Source organism: Halopseudomonas salegens, assembly GCF_900105655.1.
Lineage (GTDB): Bacteria > Pseudomonadota > Gammaproteobacteria > Pseudomonadales > Pseudomonadaceae > Halopseudomonas > Halopseudomonas salegens.
Window position 1 is genome coordinate 2,819,079 of sequence record NZ_LT629787.1, and the last position, 25,568, is coordinate 2,844,646.

Genomic DNA, 25,568 nt, shown 5'->3' on the forward strand with positions numbered 1-25,568 from the left:
CCTTTTTTTGCTTCGGCCTGGCCGAAGCTTTCAGCGCACGAGACTGCCGTTATGACCCGATATCACCCGACGGATGCCCTGCCAACCGCCCCACCCGTCAGCGCCAACCTGTGCCAGCGCCTTGCGGCACTGGTCTTATGCCTGCTGCTGGGCCTGGGCTTCAGTTACCCCGCTGCCGCCGAAGAAGCCGCTGCCGAACCCTCCACGGAGCCGGACTTCACCAGCCTGGTGCAGCAGTTGCCGCAGGGCAATCTGGCCAAACGGGCACAAACGGTAACGGCCCTGTCCGAGTTGGAGCATGAACGCCTGATCGATGTGTTGACGGCGTTGCAGGAAGGCAATTTGCTCGCCACTCGCGACGAGCCGCCGATCGTGGTCATCCGTCAGAACGACAACGTCTTCGACGCGATCAGTGGTGACACCATCGATGAGCCGGAAGGCCTGCGCCGGGTACCCGTCAACAACCGCCTGCGCAGCGAGCTATTGACGCTGATTGCCCGCCTGAGCCTGAATCATCCACGTCCCCAGGTGCGCTATGACGCCGTGCGACGTTTTATCGATGACGGCATCGACAGTAACGCGATCAATCTGCTGATTGAGCGCAGGGCCCTGGAAGATACCGCGCTGGTCAATGGTGCCATCGATACAGCCTTTGCCCTGTTCCAGCTGCAGGGAGACGATCGGGAAGAACGCCTGCTGGCGGTCAGCACCCTCAGCGGCTCTCTCGAACGTGCGGCGCGCAATGCCCTGCGCGGCATCGCCGACAATGATGTTGACCCGGAGCTGCGCCTTGCCGCCAGTGAAGCACTGGATTCAATCCAGACCAAAATGGGTTTTTACCGCTTTATCGAGAATCTGTTCTTTGGCCTCAGCCTGGGATCCGTATTGCTGCTGGCCGCGATTGGTCTGGCGATCACCTTTGGCGTCATGGGCGTGATCAATATGGCCCACGGCGAACTGATCATGATAGGCGCCTATACCACCTGGGGCGTACAGGTGCTTTTCCCCAGCCTGATTGAATGGAGCCTGCTGATTGCCATACCGTCCGCTTTTGTGGTCGCCGGGCTGGTCGGCATCCTGATCGAACGCGGGGTAATCCGTTTTCTCTATGGCCGACCGCTGGAAACCCTGCTGGCCACCTTTGGCCTCAGCCTGGTGCTGCAACAGGCCGTACGTACCTTGTTCAGCCCCTTGAACCGCTCGGTGAGTTCCCCTGAGTGGATCAGCGGCATCCTGACCATCAATCCGGTACTGTCGATTACCTACACCCGCCTGTACATCCTTGCTTTCGGCCTGATGGTGTTCTTTGCCCTGCTGCTGGTGATGAAAAAAACCAGTCTTGGTCTCAAGGTCCGTGCCGTGTCACAGAACCGGGCCATGGCCCGCGCCGTCGGGGTCCGTTCGAGCTGGGTTGATGCCCTGACCTTTGGCCTGGGCTCCGGCATTGCCGGTATCGCCGGGGTCGCACTGTCGCAGATCACCAACGTCGGCCCCAACCTGGGTCAGGCCTACATCATTGATTCCTTCATGGTGGTGGTGTTTGGTGGCGTCGGCAATCTCTGGGGCACGCTGGTCAGCGCCATGACGCTGGGCCTGATCAACAACTTCCTCGAACCCTATGCCGGGGCCATGCTGGCCAAGGTGCTGGTGCTGGTGATGTTGATCCTGTTCATCCAGAAAAAACCCAAGGGCCTGTTTCCACAGAAAGGCCGTGCGGCCGCCGACTGAGCCGCCATCACTGGCAAGGAATGAGAGAACTCTATGCTGACTCAACGTTTATTACTCAGTGATCGCGGCGGCATGATCGTGCTCGGCCTGGTGGTCCTGATGGCCATCCTGGTACCGATCTGCAACCTGGCGCTGCCAACTGACTCGCCCTTCTACGTGTCCAACTTCAGTGTCGCGCTGCTGGGCAAGTTTCTGTGCTTTGCCCTGCTGGCCCTGTCAGTCGACCTGATCTGGGGCTACGCCGGCATCCTGTCACTCGGCCATGGTGCCTTTTTCAGTCTGGGTGGGTATGGCATGGGCATGTACCTGATGCGTCAGATTGGTGACCGCGGCGTGTATGGCCATCCGGAGCTGATGGATTTCATGGTCATCCTCAACTGGGAAAGCCTGCCCTGGTACTGGCAGGGTTTCGACATGTTCTGGTTTGCCGCGCTGATGATCCTGCTGGTACCCGGTCTGCTGGCACTGGTGTTCGGCTGGCTGGCCTTTCGCTCGCGGGTAACCGGGGTGTATTTCGCCATCATCACCCAGGCCCTGACCTTTGCCCTGATGCTGGCCTTCTTCCGCAATGAAATGGGCTTTGGCGGCAACAACGGCCTGAATGACTTCAAGGAAATCCTCGGTTTTGATCTCAGCGCCAAGGGTACCCGGGTCGGCCTCTTCATCGCCTCGGCAATCGCTCTGCTGCTCGGCTATCTGGCCTGTCGCTATATCGTCACCTCGCGTATGGGGCGGGTGATTATCGCCATTCGCGATGCGGAAAGTCGTACCCGTTTCAGCGGCTATCAGGTGGAATACTACAAGCTCTGGCTGTTCGTGTTTTCCGCCATGTTGGCGGCGGTGGCCGGTGCCCTCTATGTCCCTCAGGTCGGCATTATCAATCCCGGCGAGTTCTCGCCGTTGAACTCGATCGAGATGGTCGTCTGGGTCGCAGCCGGTGGCCGTGGCACCTTGTTCGGCGCCATTGTCGGAGCCTTTGCGGTCAACTACGCCAAAACCTTCTTCACTACTTTCTCGCCGGAAACCTGGCTGTTCATTCTGGGCGCCCTGTTCGTGCTGGTTACCCTGCTGCTGCCACGCGGCATTGTCGGCCTGCTCGACCGCTTTACCCGCAAGGGAGACAAGTCATGAAAACTCTCGAACAATTGCGTGAAACCTGGCGCCGTGATCAGGTCTTCGACTTCATGCTGCCGACACCGGAATATGATCAGGTGGTGGATACCAGCCATGGTCCGATTCTGTATGTCGAGGATATCAGCGTCAGCTTTGACGGCTTCAAGGCACTGAACAACCTCAACCTCTACGTCAACGATGGTGAGCTGCGCTGTATCATCGGTCCCAATGGCGCCGGCAAGACCACCATGATGGATGTGATCACCGGCAAGACTCAGCCGGATACTGGCAGTGTCTGGTTTGGCCAGCGTATCAACCTGCTCAAGCAATCCGAGCACAGCATTGCCCGTGGCGGTATCGGACGCAAGTTCCAGAAACCCACGATTTTTGAAGCCCTGAGCGTGTTCGAGAATCTGGAACTGGCCAGTGCCGGCAGCAAGCGCGTCTGGTCTACCCTGCTGCACGATCTGAGCAGCCTGCAGCGTGATCGTATCGACGAGGTACTGGAGCTGATCGGCTTGCAGGAACTGGTGCGTCGCGATGCCGGTGAATTGTCCCACGGCCAGAAGCAATGGCTGGAAATCGGCATGTTGCTGATGCAGAACCCGCGCGTGCTGCTGGTCGACGAGCCGGTCGCCGGGATGACCGGTGAAGAGGTGGAAAAGACGGCCGAACTGCTGACCTCACTGGCCGGCAAGCACTCGGTCATTGTGGTCGAACACGATATGGCCTTTGTGCGCTCGATCGCCCGCACCGTCACCGTCCTGCACCAGGGTTCAGTGCTGGCCGAAGGCAGCATGGATCAAGTACAGAACGACCCGAAAGTGGTCGAAGTCTATCTGGGAGAATAACGCCTGTGCTCAGCATCAAGTCAATCAACCAGTACTACAACCAGAGTCATATCCTCTGGGACCTGGATCTCGAGCTCAAGGCCGGCACCTGTGGCTGTCTGCTCGGACGCAACGGCGTGGGCAAGACCACGCTGCTCAAGTGCGTCACCGGGCTGCTGCCGATCCGTGATGGCCAGATCATATTCGATGGCAAGGATATCAGCCGCATGAGTACGGAAAACCGTGCCCGTTCCGGCATCGGCTATGTACCTCAGGGGCGGGAGATTTTCCCGCTGCTCACGGTGGAGGAGAATCTGAAAATCTCCCTGGGTGCGCGCAAGGACCGCGCGCGGCAAATACCCGGGTTGATCTATGAGCTGTTTCCGGTACTCAAGGAAATGAAAAACCGCCGTGGAGGTGATTTGTCCGGCGGCCAGCAACAGCAGTTGGCAATTGGCCGCGCCCTGGTACTCGATCCCAAATTGCTGATTCTCGATGAGCCGACCGAAGGTATCCAGCCGAATATCGTGCGCGACATCAGTGACGTGATCCGTCGCCTGAATGAGGAACTTGGCCTGACCGTGCTGCTGGTCGAGCAGAAACTGCCCTTCGCACGCCGCGCTGCCGATGATTTTTTTATCATGGAACGCGGCCGGGTAGTTGCCGACGGCCCCATGCCAACCCTGGATGATGCTCTGATCAAGCAATACCTGACAGTCTGAGTTGCGGCGGTCAAACCCGACCGCCTGTCTGCTGCGCTATGGCGCTTTACTGGTCGGGCGCCCCTGCTACCCGGCTGGCTGCAGGATCTGCAAGCGCCCATTCAGTGGGGTCTGCTGATCAGTGCCAGGCTGTTACTTGGCCGTATGCTGCTCTCAAGCCTGGCAAATGGCTGCTGGCAGGCACCTACAACCAGTTGATCACTGCATACAGGCCGACAGCCCCCATAACGACCGTGTAGGGAAACGCCATGACCACCATGCGACCATAGGACAGACGCACCAGAGGGGCGATGGCCGAGGTCAGCAGGAACAGGAAAGCAGCCTGACCATTGGGCGTAGCAACACTGGGCAGATTGGTACCGGTGTTGATGGATACGGCCAACAGGTCAAAGTGCTCACGGCTGATCTGGCCAGCATCCAGTGCCTGCTTGATTTCACTGATGTATACCGTCGCGACAAACACGTTGTCGCTGACCATCGAGAGAATCCCGTTGGCCAGAAAGAACATCCCCGGCTGGATATCTTCCGGCATGGCCAGTACCGCAGCAATAATCGGAGTAAACAGGTGCTGTTGATGAATCACCGACACGATGGCAAAAAACACAACCAACAATGCCGTAAAAGGTAGCGCCTCCTGAAAGGCCTTGCCGATCTGGTGCTCATCCGTCACGCCATTGAAGCTGGTCATCAACACAATAACCAGCAAGCCAATCAAGCCGACCTCGGCGACATGAAATGCCAGGCCCAGTACCAGAATGACCGCTGCCAGCGCCTGAACGATCAACTGCGCGCGCTGCTGGTTGGTCCGCTTGGCTTGCTCATTGGCGGCGAATTCTTCCAGTACCCGGCGCACCGAGCGCGGAATCTTGGCGCCATAGCCAAACCAGCCAGTTTTCTCCAGCAATACGCAGGTCAATGAGCCCGCCAGCAGAACCGGCAGGCTGACCGGAGCCATACGCATAAAGAACTCGACAAAGCTCCAGCCCGCTATGCGAGCAATCAGCAGGTTCTGGGGCTCACCCACCAGCGTTGCCACACCGCCCAGAGCGGTACCGATGGCGCCATGCATCAGCAAGCTACGCAGGAAAGCACGGAATATTTCCAGGTCGTCACGGTGCAATTCCAGCGGCTCATCGTCCGCATGCACCAACTGGTCGGGCTGGGCTTTACCCGGCGCCGAAGCCACCTTGTGATACACCGAATAAAAACCGACCGCTACACTGATGATCACTGCTGTCACTGTCAGTGCATCCAGAAAAGCCGATAGCAACGCAGCGGTTAGACAAAACAACAGGCCCAGACTGGACTTCGATCGCACCCCCAGCAAAATGCGGGTGAATACCAGCAGCAACAGGCCCTTCATGAAGTAAATCCCGGCAACCATGAACATCAACAGCAAAATGACCGGGAAATTGGTCAGCATCTCCGCATACAGCGCTTCCGGAGTCGCCATGCCAATAATAATGGCCTCGATCGCCAACAGGCCACCCGGCAACAGCGGGTAGCACTTGAGCGCCATGGCCAGCGTGAAAATGAACTCGATGACCAGAATCCAGCCCATCACATAGGGCCCCAGCAACCACAGTGCCAATGGATTGAGCAGCAAGAAGGCAACAATGGTCTGTTTGTACCAGACGGGGGCATTGCCCAGAAAATTATGCGCAAAAGCACGGGGTAAGGAGAGTGTCATGGGTCAGTTTTCCGCGATCGGATTCCGTCAGGCCATAAAAAACGCGCACGAGCAAAAGGCTATGGCGCGCGCTCTCGTTGATTTTTTCGCGTAGATGAGTCGATAAACAACAGCCCTCGCAGAAGATGACTGCAGGCCGCAACCAAAACAACCCGACCGGAGATCAAGTCAAGGCAGACTTGCGCTGGGCTAAAAAAACAGATGATTCTTCTGCAAGCAACAACTGAATGGCGCGGAAATTTACCACACCCGGTTAACGGATAGCCAGCCAACCAATACAAGTAATCCGGCCAAACAGCCTTTTTCCAGCCAGGAGTTCAACATTTTCCCGAGTAGCAGCTCACAGACTGCTGACTGATAATCAATAGCCGTCACTTCGGGCTGCAAGCACGCATTTTTCGACTAGTATGAAACGACACTCTGGCTGCTGTGTTCAGGTCAAGTTGACCTCTTCGAGCTATTACAAAATCCTGCCATTAGCGCGATACTCGGTTTGGCAATAAATACAAAGCCTGTTGCCAACTGGCTTGCCTCAGGAGCAGCACTTGATTTATGGATAAGCGGCAGCACCATCGACAGCTCGCCAATCTTGAAGCCCTGTTGAAAAATGATCAGGATTTCAAATCGGCCGGCTGCATCAAGGATTACAGCAGTGGTGGCGTACTACTGGAGTTGACTGCTCCGCTCTCGCCAGCCCAACAGAGCACCCTGGCAACTGCCAGGGAACTGCAGCTCTTGTTCTTTGCCGCGCAAGGTCCGCAAGCCATGCCAGTGGTCATTGCTCACCAGTCCAGCCAGTTTCTTGGTTTGCGCTTTACGCGCGCCACCCGCAGCCAACTGGCGTGCCTGGCCACGGCTGCGCAGGAGCTGGCACAATCCACTGCGCCGGCTCCTGCGCAGGGCAGCGCTGCGGCACCCATCAGCGCCGCTCTCGCAAACGCCATTGTCACTTTGAAAAAGTTCATGGACGACCATCTCAGCCACTTTTTCGAGCTGACTGACAACGCCCTGCTGACCGTTGCCGAACAACAGAAAACCCAGGTCGAGCAACAGCGCCTGTTCGACGCCATGCTGCAGCTTCGCACCCGGCAATACAGCATTTGTCAGCAGGTACTGCATACCTTGAGTCATGCCCTGGATCAACCGGCCGCCCTCGCCATTATCAGTGCGCAGCCCGGGAGCACCAGCAAAAAGCCTGGTCTCAGTCTGGTCGGCAAGGAAGCCTTTGAAGACTGGCTGTTGGTCAGGGTTGCCATTTCTCGCGCCGAGTTGCTGTGGCGTGAGGACCTGATTGCTCTGCAAGTGCGACTGGATGATACCTGCGCCCTGCGCCATGGAATGCACTGCCCCAACCCTTTCGCACCCTCAGCCATTTGCCATGCCCTGCATGCCGCTCTGACACCCTTGCAGTTACCGCACAGCGCGCTGCGGATTATTTATGAATGCCTGCAAGCCCACCTCCTCAGCCGCCTGCACCCTTTGTATCAACAGCTGAATCAAAGCCTGGCCGCCGCTGGCGTGTTGCCGGATCTCGACGCCACGCAATATCTGGCTGACCAGGCATTGCAAAAGCAGCGTCAACTGGCCAATGCAGAGACGCCCGACCAGCCAAGCGACAGCATAACGGACAGTGCCGCCACCCCGGAGCCACCTGAACACCAACCCGCCCCCCGGTCGCAGCTGATCAACCGTTTGCAGCAGTCCCGGCGGGAACCGCACAACAACCAGTCCACCGACCAGCCTCAGGTCAGTGAAAGCAGCCTGAACAGCCTGCTCGACCTGCAACAACAGCTGTCCGATTCGCCCGAGTCATTCGACGGCGATCACGCATTGCGTGATCTGATACAACAGCAGTTACCGGAATTGAGCAGCCAGTCAGCCGATACCATCGAACTGGTCGAAGAACTTTTTGCCAGCCTGACTGCTGGCGAACATATTGCGCCGGAATTGCAGGCACAGCTGCGCAAGTTACAACTACCCGTGTTGCGACTGCTACTGAGCAATCCCGAGCTGATTGACCAGGAGCAGCATCCGCTGCGCAAGACCATCAATCACCTGGCCTTGCTGTCCGACAGGAACAGCCTGAATGCCGAGCACAACCGGACTGCGGTAACCCAGGCGGTTCAGACGATTCTTGGCAATCCGGAACAACAGGCCGGCTTGCAAAGCGTCGATGCCGCGCTCGAACGCCTGGTTCAGCGCGAACAACGATTGACCGTGCGCAACCTTGATCGTCTGCGTGACAGCTGTGAGGGTCAACAGCGGCTGCAGCAGGCCAACCAGGCGATTGAAAGTATTCTGGCATCAGTCCTGCCAAGCACAGTGCCGCAGCCCCTGCTGGATCTGCTCGAGTATGGATGGAAAGCACTGATGCGCCTGACCTGGTTGCGTGAAGGGGCCGATAGCCAGGCTTGGGCAATGTGCATCAAAGCGGTGTCTCAGCTAGGTGATTCGGTGCGCGAGCCACCGTTGACCCAGGAGCCACTGGCGCAACAGGACCTGCTGAAACTGTTGCGTATCGGGCTCTCCAAAATGCCCGACGAGCTCGGCCGGCACGCTCGCCTGCTGAGTGATATTGAACTCTTGCTGAACGAGCCCGATGCCTTCCCGCAAGCGCTTTACCAGGCACCCATTGAGGAAAGCGAGTTGCGCGCGGCACGGCTGCATGCACTGGCAGAGAATGACAGCGAGCAGCGACCCTGGCTGCAACGGGCCCGCAAACTCAAGCCCGGACAATGGTTTGAAGTGACCCGCGGCCCCTTCCAGCACCAGCCAGCGCAGATAATCTGGCAATCGGCTGATTGCACACGGTTCTTGCTGGCCAACCGACAGGGCACTCGCAGCCTTTCTCTGGACCTGGACGAAGCCGCACAAATGCTGCGCGACGGCAGCCTGTCCAGCCGGCCAGAATTCAGTCAACAGCCGGTGGAGCAAGGGCTGGATGCCTTGGTACAAAAAGTCTATGCACGGCTGGCCATGGACGCGAGCCAGGATCCGCTGACCAACCTGCTGACCCGCCGCGAATTCATCCAGCGCCTGGATAAAGTGGTCAATGCCTGTGCCGGCGGCGAGCATGAGCACACGCTGGTATTCATCAACCTGCTGCAGTTCAAGCTGATCAACAATACTTGTGGTTATGCCGCTGGCGATCGGCTGTTGCGGGAGTTGTCGGAACGCATCCGCAGTGCCCTGCCCGCCGACGCACTGGCCGGGCGCATTGGCGCCGATCAGTTTGCCTTGCTGCTGCCCGGCGGGCCTGATGAGGGTGGGCAGGCCCTTGCGCAAACGCTGAAACAGTCACTGGAAGCCGAGCGTTTCCACCACGGTGAAGACCGCTTCGTGATCAACACCGCAGTGACCCTGCTGGGTTTCAGGGACGCCAACCATAGCGCCATGGAATTGCTGCGCAACCTGGAAACCTCCGCCAGCCTGGCCAAGCAAGGGGGGCGCACCAAGGTACAACAGGTGCGCCCCGGTGATGAACAGCTGGAAGCACTGGATGAAGTCATGCACTGGATTACCCGGATCAACCGGGCTCTGGACGAAGACCAGCTGCAGCTGATTTGTCAGCGCATTCAGCCACTGACCGGCAGCAACGGCTTGCCGCACTTCGAAATCCTGCTTCGAGTCCTTGACGAACAAGGCCAGGCCATGCCGCCTGCAGCCTTTATTGAGGTCGCAGAAACCTATCACCGGATGAATGCGGTGGATCGCTGGGTAATCGAGCATGTGCTGGCATGGATGCAGACGCATGCGTCATTGCTGCCCCGGTTTGGTGGGTTTTCCATCAACCTGTCCGGCCATTCACTGAACGATGAAAGCTTTCTGGAATTCCTGTTTTCTGCCCTGTCGCGCTATCCGGTACCCCGCGACAAGCTGATTTTCGAAATCACTGAAACCACGGCGGTGGCCAATCTTGAAGAAGCTGCCGACTTCATCAGCGAATTGCGCGGTATTGGCTGTCGCTTCTCACTGGATGACTTCGGCGCCGGCCAGTCTTCGTATACCTACCTGAAAAGGCTCCCGGTCGATTACCTGAAAATCGATGGTGCCTTTATCCGCGACATCACTCGCAACCCGGTGGATTATGCGCTGGCCCGCTCGATTACTGAAATGGGTCACCACCTGAACAAACTGGTCATTGCCGAATACGTCGCCAATAACGCTACCTTGCAAGCGGTGACCACCATTGGTGTCGATTACGCGCAAGGCTACCAGTTCGGCTTGCCGGTCAAGCTGGACGATCTGGCGGATGAATTGCGGCGACCATCAGCAACCCATTGAATCAGACCGCCTGTGCATTCCCTTTGTCATGCCTTGCCGAATCGGCCACAATACCGCCCAATTCCACTTACTGCTGACCGCTGCGCAAGCTGCGGCCACTCTGGTCTGAACCCGATATGTCCAACAGCATCGCCCAAGAAGTTGCCAAACGCCGTACTTTCGCCATTATCTCGCATCCGGATGCGGGTAAAACCACCATTACCGAACGCCTGCTGCTGATGGGCCAGGCGATCAATGTGGCCGGCACAGTTAAGTCACGCAAGTCCGACCGTCACGCTACCTCGGACTGGATGGCGATGGAGAAGCAACGCGGGATATCGGTCAGCACCTCGGTGATGCAGTTCCCTTACCGCGAGCACATGATCAACCTGCTCGATACCCCCGGTCACGAAGATTTCTCGGAAGATACCTACCGCACCCTTACTGCCGTCGACTCGGCTTTGATGGTACTGGACGGTGGTAAAGGGGTTGAGCCGCGCACCATCGCGCTGATGGATGTCTGTCGTCTGCGTGACACGCCGATTGTCAGTTTTATCAACAAGCTCGACCGCGATATTCGTGACCCGATCGAACTGCTCGACGAGATCGAGGCGGTACTGAATATCCGTGCTGCCCCGATCACCTGGCCGATCGGCTGTTATCGCGACTTCAAAGGTGTGTACCACCTGAAGGACGACTGCATCATTGTCTATGCAGCCGGCCATGGGCACGAGCGCACCGAGCAAAGGCGCATTCAGAACCTGGATTCGGATGAAGCCCGTGAGCACCTGGACGATCTGTACGACAACTTTCTCGAAGAACTGGAACTGGTTCAGGGTGCCTGCCATGAATTTGACCAGGACGCCTTCCTCAAGGGCGAACTGACCCCGGTATTCTTTGGTACAGCGCTCGGCAACTTCGGTGTCGATCAGGTACTGGATGCCGTGGTTGACTGGGCGCCCGCCCCCCTCGCTCGCGCCAGCCATGAACGCGTGATAGAACCGACCGAAGAGCCCTTTACCGGCTTTGTTTTCAAGATCCAGGCCAATATGGATCCCCGGCACCGCGACCGTATCGCCTTTATGCGCATCTGCTCCGGGCAATACCAGAAAGGCATGAAGCTGCATCATGTACGCACGGGTAAAGAGTTGCGCATACCCGATGCATTGACCTTTTTCGCCGCCGAGCGCGAGCATCTGGAAGAAGCCTGGGCGGGCGATATCATCGGCCTGCACAATCACGGCACCATCCAGATTGGCGATACTTTCAGCGAAGGCGAGAAGATCGGCTTTACCGGTATTCCCCATTTCGCCCCGGAATTGTTTCAGCGTGTGCGTCTGAAAGACCCGCTCAAATCCAAGCAGTTGCGTCAGGGCCTGCAGGAGCTGGCGGAAGAAGGCGCCACTCAGGTGTTTTTCCCCGAACGCAACAATGACATCATCCTCGGCGCCGTTGGCGTACTGCAGTTCGATGTGGTCGCCAGCCGCTTGCAGGATGAATACAAAGTGGAGTGCCTGTACGAGCCGATAAACGTCTGGTCCGCTCGCTGGGTCAGCTCGGACAATGCCAAGAAGCTGGATGAGTTCAAGAACAAGGCGATGGAAAACCTGGCCATCGATGGTGGCGGTCACCTGACCTATCTGGCACCGACCCGGGTCAATCTCAACCTGACCGCAGAACGCTGGCCGGATATTCGTTTCAGTGCTACCCGCGAGCATCACTAGAATGGGTGATATTTACCTCTGACCGCTTTTTTTGACTCGCTACTGCGCTATATTGGTCCTCGCACCCGTGACCAACTGACGGCCTGAACAGAAACTCGTTCAGGCCGTCGTCCCATGCAGGCAATTCCAATGACAACAGCCCCGCGTCGCTGGCCACTCCTTCGGGTGGTCGCACCCTTGACAGTCTGCGCCTTGCTCTGGGCCGCAACCAGCCTGGCAGTGGCTGACGAGACACGGCAACTGCGTGCCGCCTATATACATTTCCCGCCCATGGCCTGGACGGACGAGCAGGGGCAACCGGCTGGTTACATGATTGAGCTGACCAATCGTCTGGCTGCCGACAGCGGTTATCAACTGCAATGGACCGAGTACCCGATCAAGCGTATCCGACTGCATCTGGAACAGGGGCAGATCGATCTCTGGCCTGGCTCGGCAGCGTTACCGGCGCTGGAGCCCATTACTGTGGAAACCCAGCTCGATTTGACCGTCACCCTGTGTGCCTATTATCTGGATGGCACACCACCGATCGAACAGCTGGATGACCTCAAGCAGGGTCGGCTGATCCTTATTCACGGTTACACCTATCGCGAACTGCTGGGCGAAGTACTTGCCGACAACCCGAATCGCCCCCTGAGCGCACCCAATGAACGCGCAGCGCTGGAACTGCTGGCCCGGGGCCGGGGTGATTATCTGCTCAATTTCACCCATCCGCTGGAAACCGCTTTGCGTGATTTCCCGGTTGATGACCTGCAGTGCACTGTTCTGGATGAATGGCCGATTGCCTATATCGTTTCGCGCCAGACACCCGATGCACAAGAGATAGTCGACAAGTTGGAACAGGCCTACAAGCGTCATCAGATCACTGCAGCACGCAATCACCAGCAACCGGATATCACGAACAAAGACCCTTGACCCCTTGCCAGCCAGCGCTTTTACGCCGAAGCTGTGTTAATGCGCTACATCGACACTCACACCCATTTTGATTTTCCCGACTTTGCCGCTGATCGTGCGCAGGTACTGTCCAACTGCACCCAAGCGGGCATAGAGCGCCTGGTGGTGGTTGGCGTAACCGCCACCCACTGGCCACGACTCTGGGGCCTGGTAACCAGTGATCAACGACTCTCTGCCGCTTTTGGCCTGCATCCGATGTTTCTTGCCGAGCATCAGCCTGACGATGTGCGGCAGCTGAACGCATGGCTGACCAGGCATGTCGCTCACCCGCAATGCTGTGCCGTTGGAGAAATCGGGCTGGATTATTTTCTGCCCGAGCTGGACCCGGCACAGCAGCGCGATTTGTTCGAGCAGCAACTGGCGCTGGCGGCTGAGTTCCAGTTACCGGCCCTGCTGCATGTGCGTCGCGCCCATGCCGACACCATTGCTGCCCTCAAACGCTTCCGGTTGCCTCGCGGCGGTATCGTGCATGCTTTTGCCGGCAGCCTGGAAGAAGCCCGTGAATACCGTAAACTGGGCTTCAAACTGGGACTGGGTGGCGCGGTCACCTGGCCGCAGGCCAAGCGCTTGCGCCGGGTGGTGGCTGAGCTGCCAGCCGACAGCCTGGTACTGGAAACCGATGCTCCGGACATGGCACCGGCCTTCGCCGCCAACCAACGCAACAGCCCTGAGCACCTGCCACGGATTGCCGCTGTCATTGCCGAGTTGCGCGCAGAACCGCTGCACCAGCTGGCCGACCAGTGCTGGCATAACAGCTGTGAATTATTCAACTGGCCATCCATGACGGTGCCTTGAAGGCGCCGCTCTGGTAGAGTCAATAACGACTTTCGTTTGGCGGGGGACTGGGCATGGCCCTGGGTATCATTCTGTTGTTGATCTGGCTGGTATTACTGATCCGCTTTCCGCGCGTGATGGTGCCGGCCAGCGCTGGCGTAGTAGCCGTTGCACTTTTATTGGCCGCGCTGGTAGCTCTCTGGCAATGGTTCAACCAGCGGCACACCGATGAGCTGGACTTCAATTTTCGTTACGCCCCTGCTGAATGCGAACCCGGCCAGCCACTGCAACTGGTGTTGGTCAACCAGAGCAGCCGTGGCATCAGCAATATTACCTGGCAACTGATCGGCAGCCCCGCGGGGATGAATACCAACATGCTGGACGTCGGTGGTGCCGGAGCCAATTATCGCTATGACGGACCACTCCCAGCGGGTGAAGAATGGCAGCAATGCTATGAATTACCCCGCCTGCGTAGCGGTTATCGCGCTCAAGACCTGAATTTTCGCGCGGAGCATATCCGCGCCGACGTCAATTGAATCCACCAAACAGAACAACAAGAAGGACTCTCTCATGACTCAAGCTGTAGCGCTGATTACCGGTTGTTCCACCGGTATTGGTCGGGCCCTGGCTGAGGTATGCCTTGAACAGGGTTATCAGGTATGGGCCACGGCAAGACGACCGGAAACCCTGGAGCCCCTGGTCGCCAAAGGCGCCATTGCCATGCAACTGGACGTGAATGACAGCGAACAGTTGCTGGCCTGCGCTGAACGTATCCGAAATGAAGCCGGTCGCCTGGACTTGCTGATCAACAATGCTGGCTATGGCGCCATGGGACCTCTGCTGGATGCCGACCGCGACACCCTGCTCAAGCAGTTCGATACCAATGTGTTTGCTCCGATTCAGCTGACCCGTGCCTGCGCCGATCTGCTGCGCGAAGCCAAAGGCCTGATAGTCAATATCGGCAGTGTATCCGGTATCACCACAACCCCCTTCTCCGGGGTCTACTGCGCTTCCAAAGCAGCCCTGCACGCCCTGTCGGAAGCGTTGCGCATGGAGCTGCATCCATTTGGCATCAAGGTGCTGACGGTACAACCAGGCGCGATTGCCTCGGACTTCGGCAACAATGCCTCTGCGGCCATTACCCTGCAGGAAGGCTCCTGGTTCAAACCCTGGGAAAAAGCCGTGCAAGCGCGCGCCAAGGCATCACAAAAGGCCAGCTCGACCAGTGCCCGGGATTTTGCCGTTGAGCTGATGCGCTATGTGAAAAACCCCTTGCGCCCGGAGACTGCGCTGATCGGAACCAGCAGCCGCAGCATGGTTCGCATGAAACGCTGGCTGCCGACCTCGATTCTGGAAGCTCAGCTACGCAAGCGTTTCGGCCTCGACAAGCAGGTCTGACTGAACTCACGCCCGAGCCCGAGCCAGCCCCTGACTCAGCCCTGCTCGGGATAAAGAATAGCTTCCGCCTGGCGGTCGGCAATGACCGACGGTGAGCGGCTTTCCGCCTGACTGTCGGCAAAGATCATATCCAGCCGCTGGCCAATCCCCTTGACCCGCTCGGCAATCTCGCCGGGGCTTGTCTGCTGGTGGGTCAGGGCGACATGCAACAGCCCGCCAGCATTGATCACGTAGTCCGGTGCATAAAGGATGCCACGGGCATCCAGCGCATTGGCAGCCTCTGGATCGGCCAGCTGATTGTTGGCCGCCCCCGCCACCACCGCACAGCGCAGCTGCATAATACTGTCGTGATTGAGCACCCCGCCCAGACCGCAGGGGGCGAAAATATCGCAGGGCGTTTCGAAGACAGCATCGGGGGCAACCGGCTGACCTCCGTACTCATCCACCAGCAAATGTACCTTGCCGGTATCCAGATCGGCGACCAGCACATCGGCCCCTTCAGCGGCCAGCATGGCGACCAGCGCGCTACCGACATTACCCGCCCCCTGCACGCAAATACGGACACCGTCCAGGCTGTCAGAACCCAACTGAGCCCGGGCAGCAGCCCGAATCCCGGCGAGCACGCCCAGAGCGGTATGTGGCGACGGATCACCCGCTGCCGTAGTGCTGGTTACATGCCCGGTGTGCTGGGCAATACAGTCCATATCCTGATTGCTGGTGCCACTGTCCATGGCAGTGATATAACGCCCGCGCAGAGACTCGATGGCTCGACCGTAGGCTTCGAACAACGCAGCCCGGTCGTCCACGTGCGGTGGGCGCAGAATCACCGTCTTGCCGCCCCCGTGGGGGAGCCCGGCCAGTGCAGCCTTGTAACTCATGCCTCGGGCCAGACGCATGGCATCGGCCAGGGCCAGGTCGAGGCTGCCATAGGGCTGATAACGGCAGCCACCCAGCGCCGGCCCGAGCCGTGTATTGTGAATGGCGATAATGGCTTCCAGCCCGGTCGCGGCATCACTGAACAGATGCACCGCCTCCATTCCGAAAGATCGCATGGCTGCAAACATAGTCACCTCGAATCGATTGATTGCTTACACCATAGCAGGCCATCCGCCTCAGCGACGTACCGGGCGCTTCTGCAACTTGCGTTGCAGGGTGCGTCGGTGCATGCCCAGCGCCCGCGCAGTGGCAGAAATATTACCCTCATGTTCGGACAGTACGCGCTGAATGTGCTCCCATTGCAAGCGATCAACCGACATCGGGTGTTCCGGCACCAGGGTATCAGGGTCGGCCTGCTCGGACAGCAGCGCGGTCAATACATCATCAGCATCTGCCGGCTTGCAGATGTAATTGGTTGCACCGCGCTTGATCGCCTCCACTGCCGTGGTAATGCTCGAATAGCCGGTCAGAATGACCACTTTCAGATCGGGATAGAGTTCGCGCAGACGCGGCAACAGCACCAGTCCCGAGTCGCCTTCCATTTTCAGGTCAAGCACGGCAAAGTCAGGCTGCTCTTCTCGGGCACGCTGCATTGCCTCCTCCGCGTCCGCGGCGGTGGTCACGCGCAGGCCGCGCCGGCTCAATGAACGCGCCATGACGCGAGTAAAGGTCGGGTCATCATCGACCAGCAGCAACAAGGGCTGTTGCTCCGGTGCATTGTCATCAGTCATCAGCCGTTTCCTCGTCAATCGGCAATACCACTTCGGTCAGGGTGCCACCGCCTTCCTGGTTGAACAAGCGCACACTGCCGCCCAAACGCTCAACCGCCGCCTGACTGAGAAACAACCCCAGACCCAGGCCTTTTTTGCCTTTGGTGGTGAAAAAGGCCGTGCCCAGTTGCTCGGCAATATGCAGTGGCACGCCCGGCCCCTGATCACGAATACGTACAAACAGCTTGTGCCCATGCCAGTCCAGGGTAATGGTAATCCCTTCCGGGCAGGCATCGGCAGCATTGTTCAGCAGGTTCAACATTGCCTGACCCAGTTCGGGAGTTACCCGCAGCGGGGGAATCGGTCCCGCTGGCAGCGGCAACCACTGCCAGGCGGCTTCCGGGCGCATCAGTTGCCAGCGCGCCAGCAAGCTCTTCAGCCAGGTATCCGCTGCTTCGAGACGTTGTGGCTGTCGCCGGCTATCTTCGGCACCACGCACCATCTGCTGCAAACTCACCTTGCACTGACTGACCTGCTGCTGCAACAAAGCCAGATCTTCGCGCATGTCGGCATCCTGACAGTCATGCTGCATGTCCTTGAGCAGAACGCTCATGGTTGATAACGGCGTGGACAACTCATGCGCAGCGCCAGCAGCAACGCTGGCAATCCCCAGCAACTGGGCATCGCGCAGACTCTGTTCACGGCTTTCCGCCAGGCGCTGGGCATGCTGGCGCAGGGCATCCGCCATGCGCACGACAAACAGACTGATCAGCCCCGCACTCATGGCAAAGTTAAGCCACATGCCGATTACGTGCAGATTGATCCCGGGGGGGCCCACCGGCATCTGAAACGCCGGTAAAGGCTCGTACCAGATCAGCACGATACTGAAGGCCGCTACCGCCATACTGGCCAGAGCCAGGGTATACAGCCAGGGCAAGGTGGCAGCGGCAATGGTCAGGGGCACCAGATAATAAGACACAAAGGGATTGGTCGGCCCGCCGGAAAAGTGCAGCAAGACGCTGTGAATCAGAATATCGAACAGCAATTGCAGACTGAACTCCTGATCCGTCACGGGCCAGTCGCGCATCAGTCGCACCAGCGTCATCAGGGTGACCAGTGCGGACACTCCGAGAGTCAACAGCAACGCCGTCCACGGCAGAGGAAACCAGCCACTCAGATAGGCGCCCAGTACCGACAGGCTCTGCGCCAGCAATACCAGCACGCGAACCAGCAAAAGGCGCCAGAGATTTTGCCGCGAAGGTGACAGGGCGAGGGCGTTGGGGCTCATGAAAAACCGCTGGGACACGAGAAAGACTCCAGTATAGGCGCTGCCATTGGCTGATTTCTGCGACACAGCGTCGCACAAAGTTGCGTCGACGTCAGCGGGAACCTGTTGCAAAACATCAGGTCTGACAGGCAACTACCTCAAAGGAAAATACCATGCGCCCTGCTCCGTTTACTCGCAACACACTGACCCGGACTACCGCTGTGATCGGACTGCTTGCCAGCCTGCTGCTCACTCTGCCAGCTCAAGCCGAGACTACCCGTTACAACCAGATTTCATTGCGTGCAGAAGCTCAGCAGGCGATCAATAACGATACCCTGAGCGTGGTGTTGTATGCCGAAGAGCAACACGCTGACCCGGCAACACTGGCCGAGCGCATCAGCCAGCGGGTCAATCAGGCGCTGGACACTGCCCGCGAGGTCGAGGGCGTTCAGGTCGCCAGCGGCAGCCGCCGCAGCCACCCGGTTTATGATGACAAGCGCAAAAACATTGTCGCCTGGCGCGAGCGCGCGGAAATCCGCCTGGAAAGCAATGATTTTGCCACCCTGTCCATACTGACCGGCGAATTGCTCACGGATTTGTCACTCTCCGGCATGCAGTTCAGCCTGTCACCCGCTGCCCGTCAGGCCAGTGAAGACGCCTTGCTGGCCGATGCCATTGACGCGTTTCGCCAGCGTGCCGACCTGGTAACCGAACAGCTGGGCGGCAGTGGATACCAGATTGTCAGCCTCAACCTGCAGACGCAGTCTGCCGGCCCGCACTACCCGCGTGCTGCCACGATGATGCGGGCTGAAGCCGACAGTGTCACTCCCGACCTCGAAGCCGGTGAAGCCAGCGTCAGCGTGCATGCCGACGGTGTCATCGAAGTAGAACTCTGAACAGAACTGCAGCGGACCTTGCGGCCCGACATCAGGGCCGCATGAAGGTGTAATCGGCGTCGTCATCCAGGTTGTCGGCGAGAAACTCAAGCTCATGGCGAATGTCCGCCTGACTGCGACTGCGTTTGTACACCGTAATCACTTCCGCCAACAGTGCTCTCGCGATCGCTTGCTCATCAAACCCCTGTTGTTGACCCTGCGCCAACGCTTGCTGCATGACCTCTTTGGCCAGGCTGAATGCTGTCATGTCTATCTCCCCGGATGGGCATAAAGTGGGCGAAAACCCGATTAAAGCAAATTCTCGTCAGCCGACCCTTGATCTGGCTCAGGATTCTGGTGGCGGATCAAAGGGTTCCTGCAGATAGCGATCGTCATCAAACGTGTCGACCCATTGCGGATAGAACACCACCAGCCCGGCAATCAGCATGCCATTCACAAAGGCTTCCGGAAACAGTATCAATAGCAGGTAGGCAAAGTACTCCCACAGCGCGTAAAGCTCGCCCAGCGCACCGGACCACCAGAGCAGGAACATAGCCCCCAGCAAGCTGGCCAGGCCGGCCAGCGCAGCCCCGAAAAAGCCGCAAACGAAAATATATACAAACAGGTTGCGCGGCTGCCAGCGCTCCAGTACCTGCCAGACCAGCATGGTTACCAGCACCGGCAAGCCAATGCGAATCAGGGCATTGGCGCCCAGCCCAGCCAGCTCATCCTGCCCCAGCACAAGCAACAGCAGCTGGGCCAGAGTGCCCGCGACCACCGCCAGAGGCCAGTTGAGCAACAACACCACAGCCGTCATACCGAGGAAGTGAAACGTCAGGCCATTATCGAACTCACGCCGTACCAGCCACATCAGCAGCAGGAACAACGCGGCCCCGAAAAGCAGGTGCTGGCGCCGGCTGTCGGCCAGCAATTCCACCCAGCGCACGCGAATCAAGGCCCAGCCAAGCAGCGCAAGATACATCGCAAGGGTCAGCACCACCTGAACCGTGGTAAGCAAGCTGGCAGTGAACATGACAACTCCGCGCAACAGATATAGTGGAAAACAGTTTATCAGCCACGCCATCCGGGTATAGCTGGAAAAATGGCCAGTAGCGAGTAGAATGATGACAAAGTCAGTCAAGCCTGCCGCGCGGCACCGCATCGCGCCCGAAACAACAAAGGTCATCCCATGCCCGGCAAACTCTATCCTGAAGATCAGAAACGTGTTGAGGAATACCTGAGCTCCCCGACCCACCAGGTTGAGCGCAAGCCCTTCAACGTCTGGCTGCTGCTCGGCGGCATCACCCTGATGGTTATCTTCATGGGTCTGCTGTCCCGCCTGCTGTCCTGGTTCGCATTGGGCTGAAGACCACCACGCATCGACTGACGTTCGCTTCCATAGTCTAGTGAGTCAACATCATGTCGCATGCACACACTTCATCTTCCCCACCCCACATTGTCGTGGTCGGCGGCGGCGCGGGTGGCCTTGAACTGGCCACCCGCCTCGGCCGCAGCCTCGGACGCAAGAACAAAGCCCGCATCACACTGATTGATGCCAACATGACTCACATCTGGAAGCCGCTTCTGCATGAAGTGGCGGCCGGTTCACTGAACTCCACCGAAGACGAACTCAACTATGTGGCCCAGGCCAAGTGGAATCATTTCCACTTCCAGCTGGGCCGCATGTGCGGGCTTGACCGCGAACGACGCGAGATTCAACTGGAGCCGATTGCCGACGAACAGGGCAGCGAGCTCATCCCCTCACGCTGCATCAGCTATGACTACCTGGTGATAGCCGTCGGCAGCACCACCAATGATTTCAATACGCCCGGAGCGAATGCGCATTGCCTGTTCCTCGACACCCGCACCCAGGCCGAACGCTTTCACCGCCGGCTGCTCAATCAGTACATGAAAGCCCATGCCCGCGGGGTCGACATGACGCCGGAAAAAATCAATCTGGCAATTATTGGTGCTGGCGCCACAGGTGTCGAGCTGGCGGCCGAACTGCATCACGCAGCACGGCTACTGAGCACCTATGGCATGGAAGGCATAAACCCTGAAGACCTCAACATCCACCTCATCGAAGCCAGCGAAAGGGTCCTGCCCGCGCTGCCGGAACGTATCAGCGAGCCGGTGAGCAAGATACTCAAGGATCTTGGCGTGCGCGTGATCACCGGCTCCCCGGTGGCAGAAATCACCGCAGATGCCCTGATTCTGAAAAATGGTCAGAGTATTCCTGCATCGCTGAAAGTCTGGGCTGCCGGCATACGGGGTCCAGGCTTTCTGGCCGAGCTGGGACTGAGCACCAACCGGATTCAGCAAATCCATGTCCACCGGACGCTGCAAAGCGTGGACGACCCGCGCATCTTTGCTTTCGGTGATTGTGCCGCCTGCCCAATGGATGACAGCGAGAATTCACCTATGGTGCCGCCGCGTGCCCAGGCTGCGCACCAGCAGGCCAGCCTGATGTTCAAGAACTTCAAACGCCTGCTGGCCGACAAACCGCTGCAGGCATTCGAATACCGCGACTATGGCTCGCTGATTTCACTGTCCAGCTTCAGTGCCGTCGGCAACCTGATGGGCAACCTGACCGGCAACGTAATGCTAGAAGGCAAGTTGGCGCGAATGTTCTATGTCTCCCTCTACCGGCTGCACCAGATGGCCCTGTACGGCGTTTCCCGCACCATACTGCTGATGCTCAGCGACCAGATCGGACGCAGTACCGAGCCGCGTCTGAAGCTGCACTGAGGGCGTTTGATTGCCGCTTGCCGCAGCAGATCGCCGGCCAGCGGCAATACTGAACGCAGTTCGGAAATTAACCGGAAAATCAGGCTTTCAATCAGCAGGAAAAAAGCGAAGACTTGCGCGAAGCGCGCTGACAACGGATCGCCCGAGCACGGCGAGAGAATGGTGGGTCGTGTAGGATTCGAACCTACGACCAATTGGTTAAAAGCCAACTGCTCTACCAACTGAGCTAACGACCCGTATGCTCATTCAAGATGGTCGGGGTAGAGGGATTCGAACTCTCGACATCCTGCTCCCAAAGCAGGCGCGCTACCAGGCTGCGCTATACCCCGATCTTGTATCTTGTATCAGATGGCTCCGCGACCAGGACTCGAACCTGGGACCCAATGATTAACAGTCATTTGCTCTACCAACTGAGCTATCGCGGAATTACCTTCTAAATACTCAGCCGGGTATTCTGTATGGCTACATATCCCCTGCCGAGGCGCGCCATTTTACCGGTCCGGGCGAAGCTGTCAAGCTTGAAATTACCTTTCTTGGCAATGACTTGGCGAAGCAGCAAAAACGTCTGCCATTTTCCTTCCAAACAACGGCCAGATACGACAAAACCCGCCATTCGGCGGGTTTTGTCAGTCAACCAACGGGCTCTATCAGAGCTGTGGGCCGGCAGCCACGATGCCAGGGTCCACCTCGAACTTCTTGAAGTTCTCGATAAACTTGCCAGCCAGCTCCTGCGCCGCTGCATCATAGGCAGCACCATCTGACCAGGTGTTGCGCGGGTTGAGCAGACGGGTTTCCACGCCTGGCACAGCTACCGGTACATCCAGATTGATCACCGGTACGTGCTCGGTGGTGGTACCCGCCAGCACACCGGACTGGATAGCAGCAATAATGGCCCGAGTGGTGGGAATGCTGAAGCGCTTGCCAACCCCGTAGGAGCCACCGGTCCAGCCGGTATTGACCAGGTACACCTTGCTGTTGAAAGCATTGATGCGCTTGATCAGCAGCTCGGCATACTCACCAGCAGGGCGCGGGAAGAAGGGAGCGCCAAAGCAGGTAGAGAAGGTCGACTTGATGCCGTCACCGGACCCCATCTCGGTAGAACCAACCAGCGCGGTGTAACCGGACAGGAAGTGATAGGCCGCCTGTTCGTTGTTGAGGATAGATACCGGCGGCAGAACGCCGGTCAGGTCGCAGGTGAGGAAGATGATCGCATTCGGTTCACCGGCCCGGTTGGCCTCGACCCGCTTCTCGACGTGTTCCAGCGGATAAGCGACCCGGGTGTTCTGGGTCAGGCTGACGTCAGTGTAATCAGCAGTGCGTGTTTCCGGGTCGATCACCACATTCTCGATGATGGAGCCGAACTTGATTGCTTTCCAGATCACCGGCTCGTTCTTTTCCGACAGGTCGATGCACTTGGCGTAGCAACCACCTTCGATGTTGAACACGCTGCCTGTCGCCCAGCCGTGCTCGTCATCACCAATCAGGTTACGAGCCGGATCAGCCGACAGGGTGGTCTTGCCGGTACCGGACAAGCCGAAGAACAGGGTGGTATCACCCTCGTCACCGACGTTGGCGGCACAATGCATGGGCAGTACGTCCTTGGCCGGCAACAGGAAGTTCTGTACCGAGAACATGGCTTTCTTCATTTCACCGGCATACTGCATACCGGCCAACAGCACCTTGCGCTGGGCGAAGTTGATGATCACGCAGCCATCGCTGTTGGTGCCATCGCGTTCCGGCTCACAGGTAAAATGCGGTGCGTTGATGATCTGCCACTCACCCTTGTTCGATGGATTGAACTGTTCCGGGTTGATGAACAAGGTACGACCAAAGATGTTGTGCCAGGCGGTTTCGGTCTGCATCACGATCGGCAGATAGTGCTCGGGATCGGCACCCACGTGTACATGGGAAACGAAACTGTCGCTGGCCTTGAGGTAATCGGCAACACGCGTCCACAGGGCATCGAACTTGTCCGCCGGGAAGGGGCGGTTGATCGCACCCCAGGCAATCGCATCCTGGGTAGACGGCTCTTCGACAATAAAGCGATCCATCGGGGAGCGACCGGTGCGCTCGCCCGTCTTGACCACCAGGGCGCCAGTATCAGCCAGTCGACCTTCATTGCGCTGAATGGCCAGTTCGATCAGGTGAGCAATACTCAGATCGGTATAAACGGTATTGGTTGCTTGCGTCATCAAACGTCGTCCTCTTCGGCTCTGACCGAACTCTCCATAAGACCGCAAACGGTCTCGGCACGGGGGATATCTGGGTTTGTACTGCTCGTGTTCAGCGCTGGGTCAGCGCGCAGGCGCGCCATTATGCCAAAAAAAACCGGACGGCGCTAAACCCTTGCTGAACTATCTGTTCAATAACGCCAATAGGCTCTTGCTATTTATCAGCCAGGACCTCAATGCAGCCGCTGGGCCTGCTCAGCAGCGCGATCAAACAAGGTTTCCAGCGCAGCAGCATCAAACAGGTAACGCTGGTTGCAGAACTGGCAGTCAATTTCAATTTCGCCCTCACGCTCGGCCAGCAGCGCCATGGCATCTTCGCGTCCGAGGCTGATCAGGGCATTGCCCGAACGCTCGGCCGAGCAACTGCAATGGAAACGCACCGGTCGCGGAGTGAACAGACGCACTGCTTCCTGATGGAACAGCCGATGCAGAATGGTTTCATTGTCCAATGCCAGCTGTTCTTCCGGCGTCAGACTGGCAGCCAGCACCGTTAGATGCTCCCAGGCTATGGCACGCGCTTCGGGGTCGGTCACCCGGTCCGCCGGCAAGGCCTGCAGCAGAAACCCACGCGCCTTGCGGCCATCGGCCTGCAAACGAAAGCGCGTTGGCAGCTGCTCCGAGGTAGCAAAATACCCGTTGAGCGCCTCCGCCAGGGTGGTGCCTTCAAGCGAGACAATGCCCTGATAGCGTTGACCGTTTTCCGGATCGATGGTGATCGCCAATACGCCACCCGGCATCAGTTCATGCAGTGCCTGCGAAGACTGCACATTGTCGTCGTAACGGGCAATGCCACGCACTTCCTGATCACTTGAACACTCCACCATCAGCGTGGATACCGGCCCGGAAGAGCGCGCCTGCAATATGAGCAAACCGTCAAACTTGAGCGTGGTCGAGAGCAATACGGCGGCTGCCAGCATTTCCCCCAGCAACACCTTGACCGGTTCCGGATAAGGGTGGCGGGAAAGAATGTCCTGGTAGCTGTGCTCCAGGGTGGCGATTTCGCCACGCACGTCCTGATCGTCAAAAAGAAAGCGTTGCGTGGTATCCAGAGCTGCGGACATGGCGATAAACCTGCAAAGGGAAAGATTATACCTCATGCACCCATAAAATCAGTGCGTTGCCTACCAAGCGTCAGTCATCACCCAGATCCCGCTGATCACGGAAGCGGTGAATTTGCCGACGCTGTTTTTTTGTCGGCCGCTGTTCACTGATCACTGCCCCGGCGCCCATGGCCTTGCGCTGGGCCGCAGCCGCTTCCCGGCGCTGCATACTGGCCTCGGTCTCGCGATACAGCAGCTGAGCTTCCGGCGCGCCACGACGCTGACCGCTCAATGCCAACACTTCCACCTCGCGGTTATCAAAACCCTGGCGAATGGTCAGCAAGTCGCCCAGGCGCGGCTCTTTCGAGGGCTTGCAGCGCTCACCCTGGCACTGCACCTTGCCGCCTTCTATAGCGGCCTTGGCCAGATTGCGGGTCTTGAAAAAGCGCGCGGCCCACAACCATTTGTCCAACCGCACCTTGTTGTCATCTTTTTCTGCCATCTGTTGCGCTCTGCTATCTTGTCGTAAACCCCATCATGCCCCATGATGCGCGCCAAGCCGCTGGGC

22 protein-coding genes and 3 tRNA genes are annotated in these 25,568 nt (G+C 58.3%); 13 read left to right on the forward strand and 12 right to left on the reverse strand.

Translation table 11 applies throughout. The features are described from left to right. Positions 1 to 51: 51 nt before the first annotated feature. Genes urtB through urtE form a run of 4 tightly spaced genes read left to right on the forward strand, consistent with a single transcriptional unit; the run spans position 52 to position 4,393 of the window. Entirely contained in the window at positions 52 to 1,728 is a 1,677-nt protein-coding gene (gene urtB / locus BLU07_RS13010; protein ID WP_092387603.1) for an urea ABC transporter permease subunit UrtB, read from the forward strand. A gap of 36 nt (positions 1,729 to 1,764) precedes the next feature. Then, on the forward strand, positions 1,765 to 2,859 hold the full coding sequence (gene urtC / locus BLU07_RS13015; RefSeq protein ID WP_407920112.1) for an urea ABC transporter permease subunit UrtC: 1,095 nt from the start codon (positions 1,765 to 1,767) through the stop codon (positions 2,857 to 2,859). Positions 2,860 to 2,912: 53 nt separating this feature from the next. Continuing rightward, a complete protein-coding gene (urtD, locus tag BLU07_RS13020; RefSeq protein ID WP_092389857.1) occupies positions 2,913 to 3,692 on the forward strand; it encodes an urea ABC transporter ATP-binding protein UrtD in 780 nt (259 codons plus the stop codon). A gap of 5 nt (positions 3,693 to 3,697) precedes the next feature. Beyond that, complete coding sequence (gene urtE / locus BLU07_RS13025; protein WP_092387607.1) at positions 3,698 to 4,393, forward strand: urea ABC transporter ATP-binding subunit UrtE; 696 nt, start codon at positions 3,698 to 3,700, stop codon at positions 4,391 to 4,393. A gap of 184 nt (positions 4,394 to 4,577) precedes the next feature. Here the strand turns inward: urtE and nhaB are convergent, their stop codons facing one another. Continuing rightward, positions 4,578 to 6,083 carry a sodium/proton antiporter NhaB gene (gene nhaB / locus BLU07_RS13030; protein WP_092387609.1) on the reverse strand — a complete coding sequence of 502 codons (1,506 nt, stop codon included), beginning with the start codon at positions 6,081 to 6,083 and terminating at the stop codon, positions 4,578 to 4,580. 552 nt (positions 6,084 to 6,635) lie between these two features. Here nhaB and BLU07_RS13035 point away from each other — a divergent pair. The 6 genes from BLU07_RS13035 to BLU07_RS13060 all read left to right on the forward strand — a co-directional run bounded on the left by BLU07_RS13035 (position 6,636) and on the right by BLU07_RS13060 (position 15,193). Next, entirely contained in the window at positions 6,636 to 10,367 is a 3,732-nt protein-coding gene (locus BLU07_RS13035; protein ID WP_092387611.1) for a DUF1631 family protein, read from the forward strand. 116 nt (positions 10,368 to 10,483) lie between these two features. Continuing rightward, complete coding sequence (locus tag BLU07_RS13040; protein ID WP_092387613.1) at positions 10,484 to 12,070, forward strand: peptide chain release factor 3; 1,587 nt, start codon at positions 10,484 to 10,486, stop codon at positions 12,068 to 12,070. Between the two features lie 129 nt (positions 12,071 to 12,199). Further along, positions 12,200 to 12,982 carry a substrate-binding periplasmic protein gene (locus tag BLU07_RS13045; protein WP_157719200.1) on the forward strand — a complete coding sequence of 261 codons (783 nt, stop codon included), beginning with the start codon at positions 12,200 to 12,202 and terminating at the stop codon, positions 12,980 to 12,982. A 33-nt stretch (positions 12,983 to 13,015) separates the two neighbouring features. After that, a complete protein-coding gene (locus BLU07_RS13050; protein ID WP_172830117.1) occupies positions 13,016 to 13,816 on the forward strand; it encodes a TatD family hydrolase in 801 nt (266 codons plus the stop codon). A gap of 53 nt (positions 13,817 to 13,869) precedes the next feature. Further along, positions 13,870 to 14,331 (forward strand): hypothetical protein, encoded by a 462-nt coding sequence (locus BLU07_RS13055; protein ID WP_092387619.1) that lies wholly within the window; start codon positions 13,870 to 13,872, stop codon positions 14,329 to 14,331. 34 nt (positions 14,332 to 14,365) lie between these two features. Continuing rightward, a complete protein-coding gene (locus BLU07_RS13060) occupies positions 14,366 to 15,193 on the forward strand; it encodes an SDR family oxidoreductase (protein ID WP_092387621.1) in 828 nt (275 codons plus the stop codon). 35 nt (positions 15,194 to 15,228) lie between these two features. On the opposite strand, the gene BLU07_RS13065 is transcribed toward BLU07_RS13060, so the two are convergent. Genes BLU07_RS13065 through BLU07_RS13075 form a run of 3 tightly spaced genes read right to left on the reverse strand, consistent with a single transcriptional unit; the run spans position 15,229 to position 18,127 of the window. Then, on the reverse strand, positions 15,229 to 16,257 hold the full coding sequence (locus BLU07_RS13065; protein WP_092387623.1) for a Leu/Phe/Val dehydrogenase: 1,029 nt from the start codon (positions 16,255 to 16,257) through the stop codon (positions 15,229 to 15,231). A 48-nt stretch (positions 16,258 to 16,305) separates the two neighbouring features. Further along, a complete protein-coding gene (locus tag BLU07_RS13070; RefSeq protein WP_092387625.1) occupies positions 16,306 to 16,860 on the reverse strand; it encodes a response regulator transcription factor in 555 nt (184 codons plus the stop codon). Then, the gene (locus tag BLU07_RS13075) at positions 16,853 to 18,127 is read right to left on the reverse strand and encodes an ATP-binding protein (protein WP_092387627.1); all 1,275 of its coding nucleotides are present in this window, start codon (positions 18,125 to 18,127) and stop codon (positions 16,853 to 16,855) included. Before BLU07_RS13075 ends, BLU07_RS13070 begins: the two co-directional genes overlap by 8 nt. Before the next feature lie 152 nt (positions 18,128 to 18,279). On the opposite strand from BLU07_RS13075, the gene BLU07_RS13080 reads away from it, so the two are divergent. Then, positions 18,280 to 19,002, forward strand: coding sequence for an SIMPL domain-containing protein (locus BLU07_RS13080; protein WP_092387629.1), 723 nt, complete (start codon positions 18,280 to 18,282; stop codon positions 19,000 to 19,002). A gap of 31 nt (positions 19,003 to 19,033) precedes the next feature. On the opposite strand, the gene BLU07_RS13085 is transcribed toward BLU07_RS13080, so the two are convergent. Together BLU07_RS13085 and BLU07_RS13090 are read right to left on the reverse strand one after the other, a co-directional pair. After that, positions 19,034 to 19,249 carry a hypothetical protein gene (locus BLU07_RS13085; RefSeq protein WP_092387631.1) on the reverse strand — a complete coding sequence of 72 codons (216 nt, stop codon included), beginning with the start codon at positions 19,247 to 19,249 and terminating at the stop codon, positions 19,034 to 19,036. A gap of 78 nt (positions 19,250 to 19,327) precedes the next feature. After that, the gene (locus BLU07_RS13090; RefSeq protein WP_092389859.1) at positions 19,328 to 20,014 is read right to left on the reverse strand and encodes an energy-coupling factor ABC transporter permease; all 687 of its coding nucleotides are present in this window, start codon (positions 20,012 to 20,014) and stop codon (positions 19,328 to 19,330) included. Between the two features lie 156 nt (positions 20,015 to 20,170). Here BLU07_RS13090 and BLU07_RS13095 point away from each other — a divergent pair, with 156 nt between their 5' ends. Both BLU07_RS13095 and BLU07_RS13100 read left to right on the forward strand, forming a co-directional pair. After that, complete coding sequence (locus BLU07_RS13095) at positions 20,171 to 20,347, forward strand: DUF3094 family protein (RefSeq protein ID WP_092387633.1); 177 nt, start codon at positions 20,171 to 20,173, stop codon at positions 20,345 to 20,347. 53 nt (positions 20,348 to 20,400) lie between these two features. Continuing rightward, positions 20,401 to 21,729: an NAD(P)/FAD-dependent oxidoreductase gene (locus BLU07_RS13100; protein WP_092387635.1), complete on the forward strand. Its 1,329-nt coding sequence runs from the start codon at positions 20,401 to 20,403 to the stop codon at positions 21,727 to 21,729. Between the two features lie 160 nt (positions 21,730 to 21,889). On the opposite strand, the gene BLU07_RS13105 is transcribed toward BLU07_RS13100, so the two are convergent. The 6 genes from BLU07_RS13105 to BLU07_RS13130 all read right to left on the reverse strand — a co-directional run bounded on the left by BLU07_RS13105 (position 21,890) and on the right by BLU07_RS13130 (position 25,502). Next, a tRNA-Lys gene (locus BLU07_RS13105) sits at positions 21,890 to 21,965 on the reverse strand. 16 nt (positions 21,966 to 21,981) lie between these two features. Then, positions 21,982 to 22,058: transfer RNA gene (locus tag BLU07_RS13110), tRNA-Pro, on the reverse strand. A gap of 20 nt (positions 22,059 to 22,078) precedes the next feature. After that, a tRNA-Asn gene (locus BLU07_RS13115) sits at positions 22,079 to 22,154 on the reverse strand. Between the two features lie 222 nt (positions 22,155 to 22,376). Further along, entirely contained in the window at positions 22,377 to 23,921 is a 1,545-nt protein-coding gene (locus tag BLU07_RS13120; protein WP_092387637.1) for a phosphoenolpyruvate carboxykinase, read from the reverse strand. Between the two features lie 212 nt (positions 23,922 to 24,133). Further along, positions 24,134 to 25,021: an Hsp33 family molecular chaperone HslO gene (hslO, locus tag BLU07_RS13125; protein WP_092387639.1), complete on the reverse strand. Its 888-nt coding sequence runs from the start codon at positions 25,019 to 25,021 to the stop codon at positions 24,134 to 24,136. Between the two features lie 70 nt (positions 25,022 to 25,091). Beyond that, a complete protein-coding gene (locus BLU07_RS13130; RefSeq protein WP_092387641.1) occupies positions 25,092 to 25,502 on the reverse strand; it encodes an RNA-binding S4 domain-containing protein in 411 nt (136 codons plus the stop codon). Positions 25,503 to 25,568 lie beyond the last annotated feature (66 nt).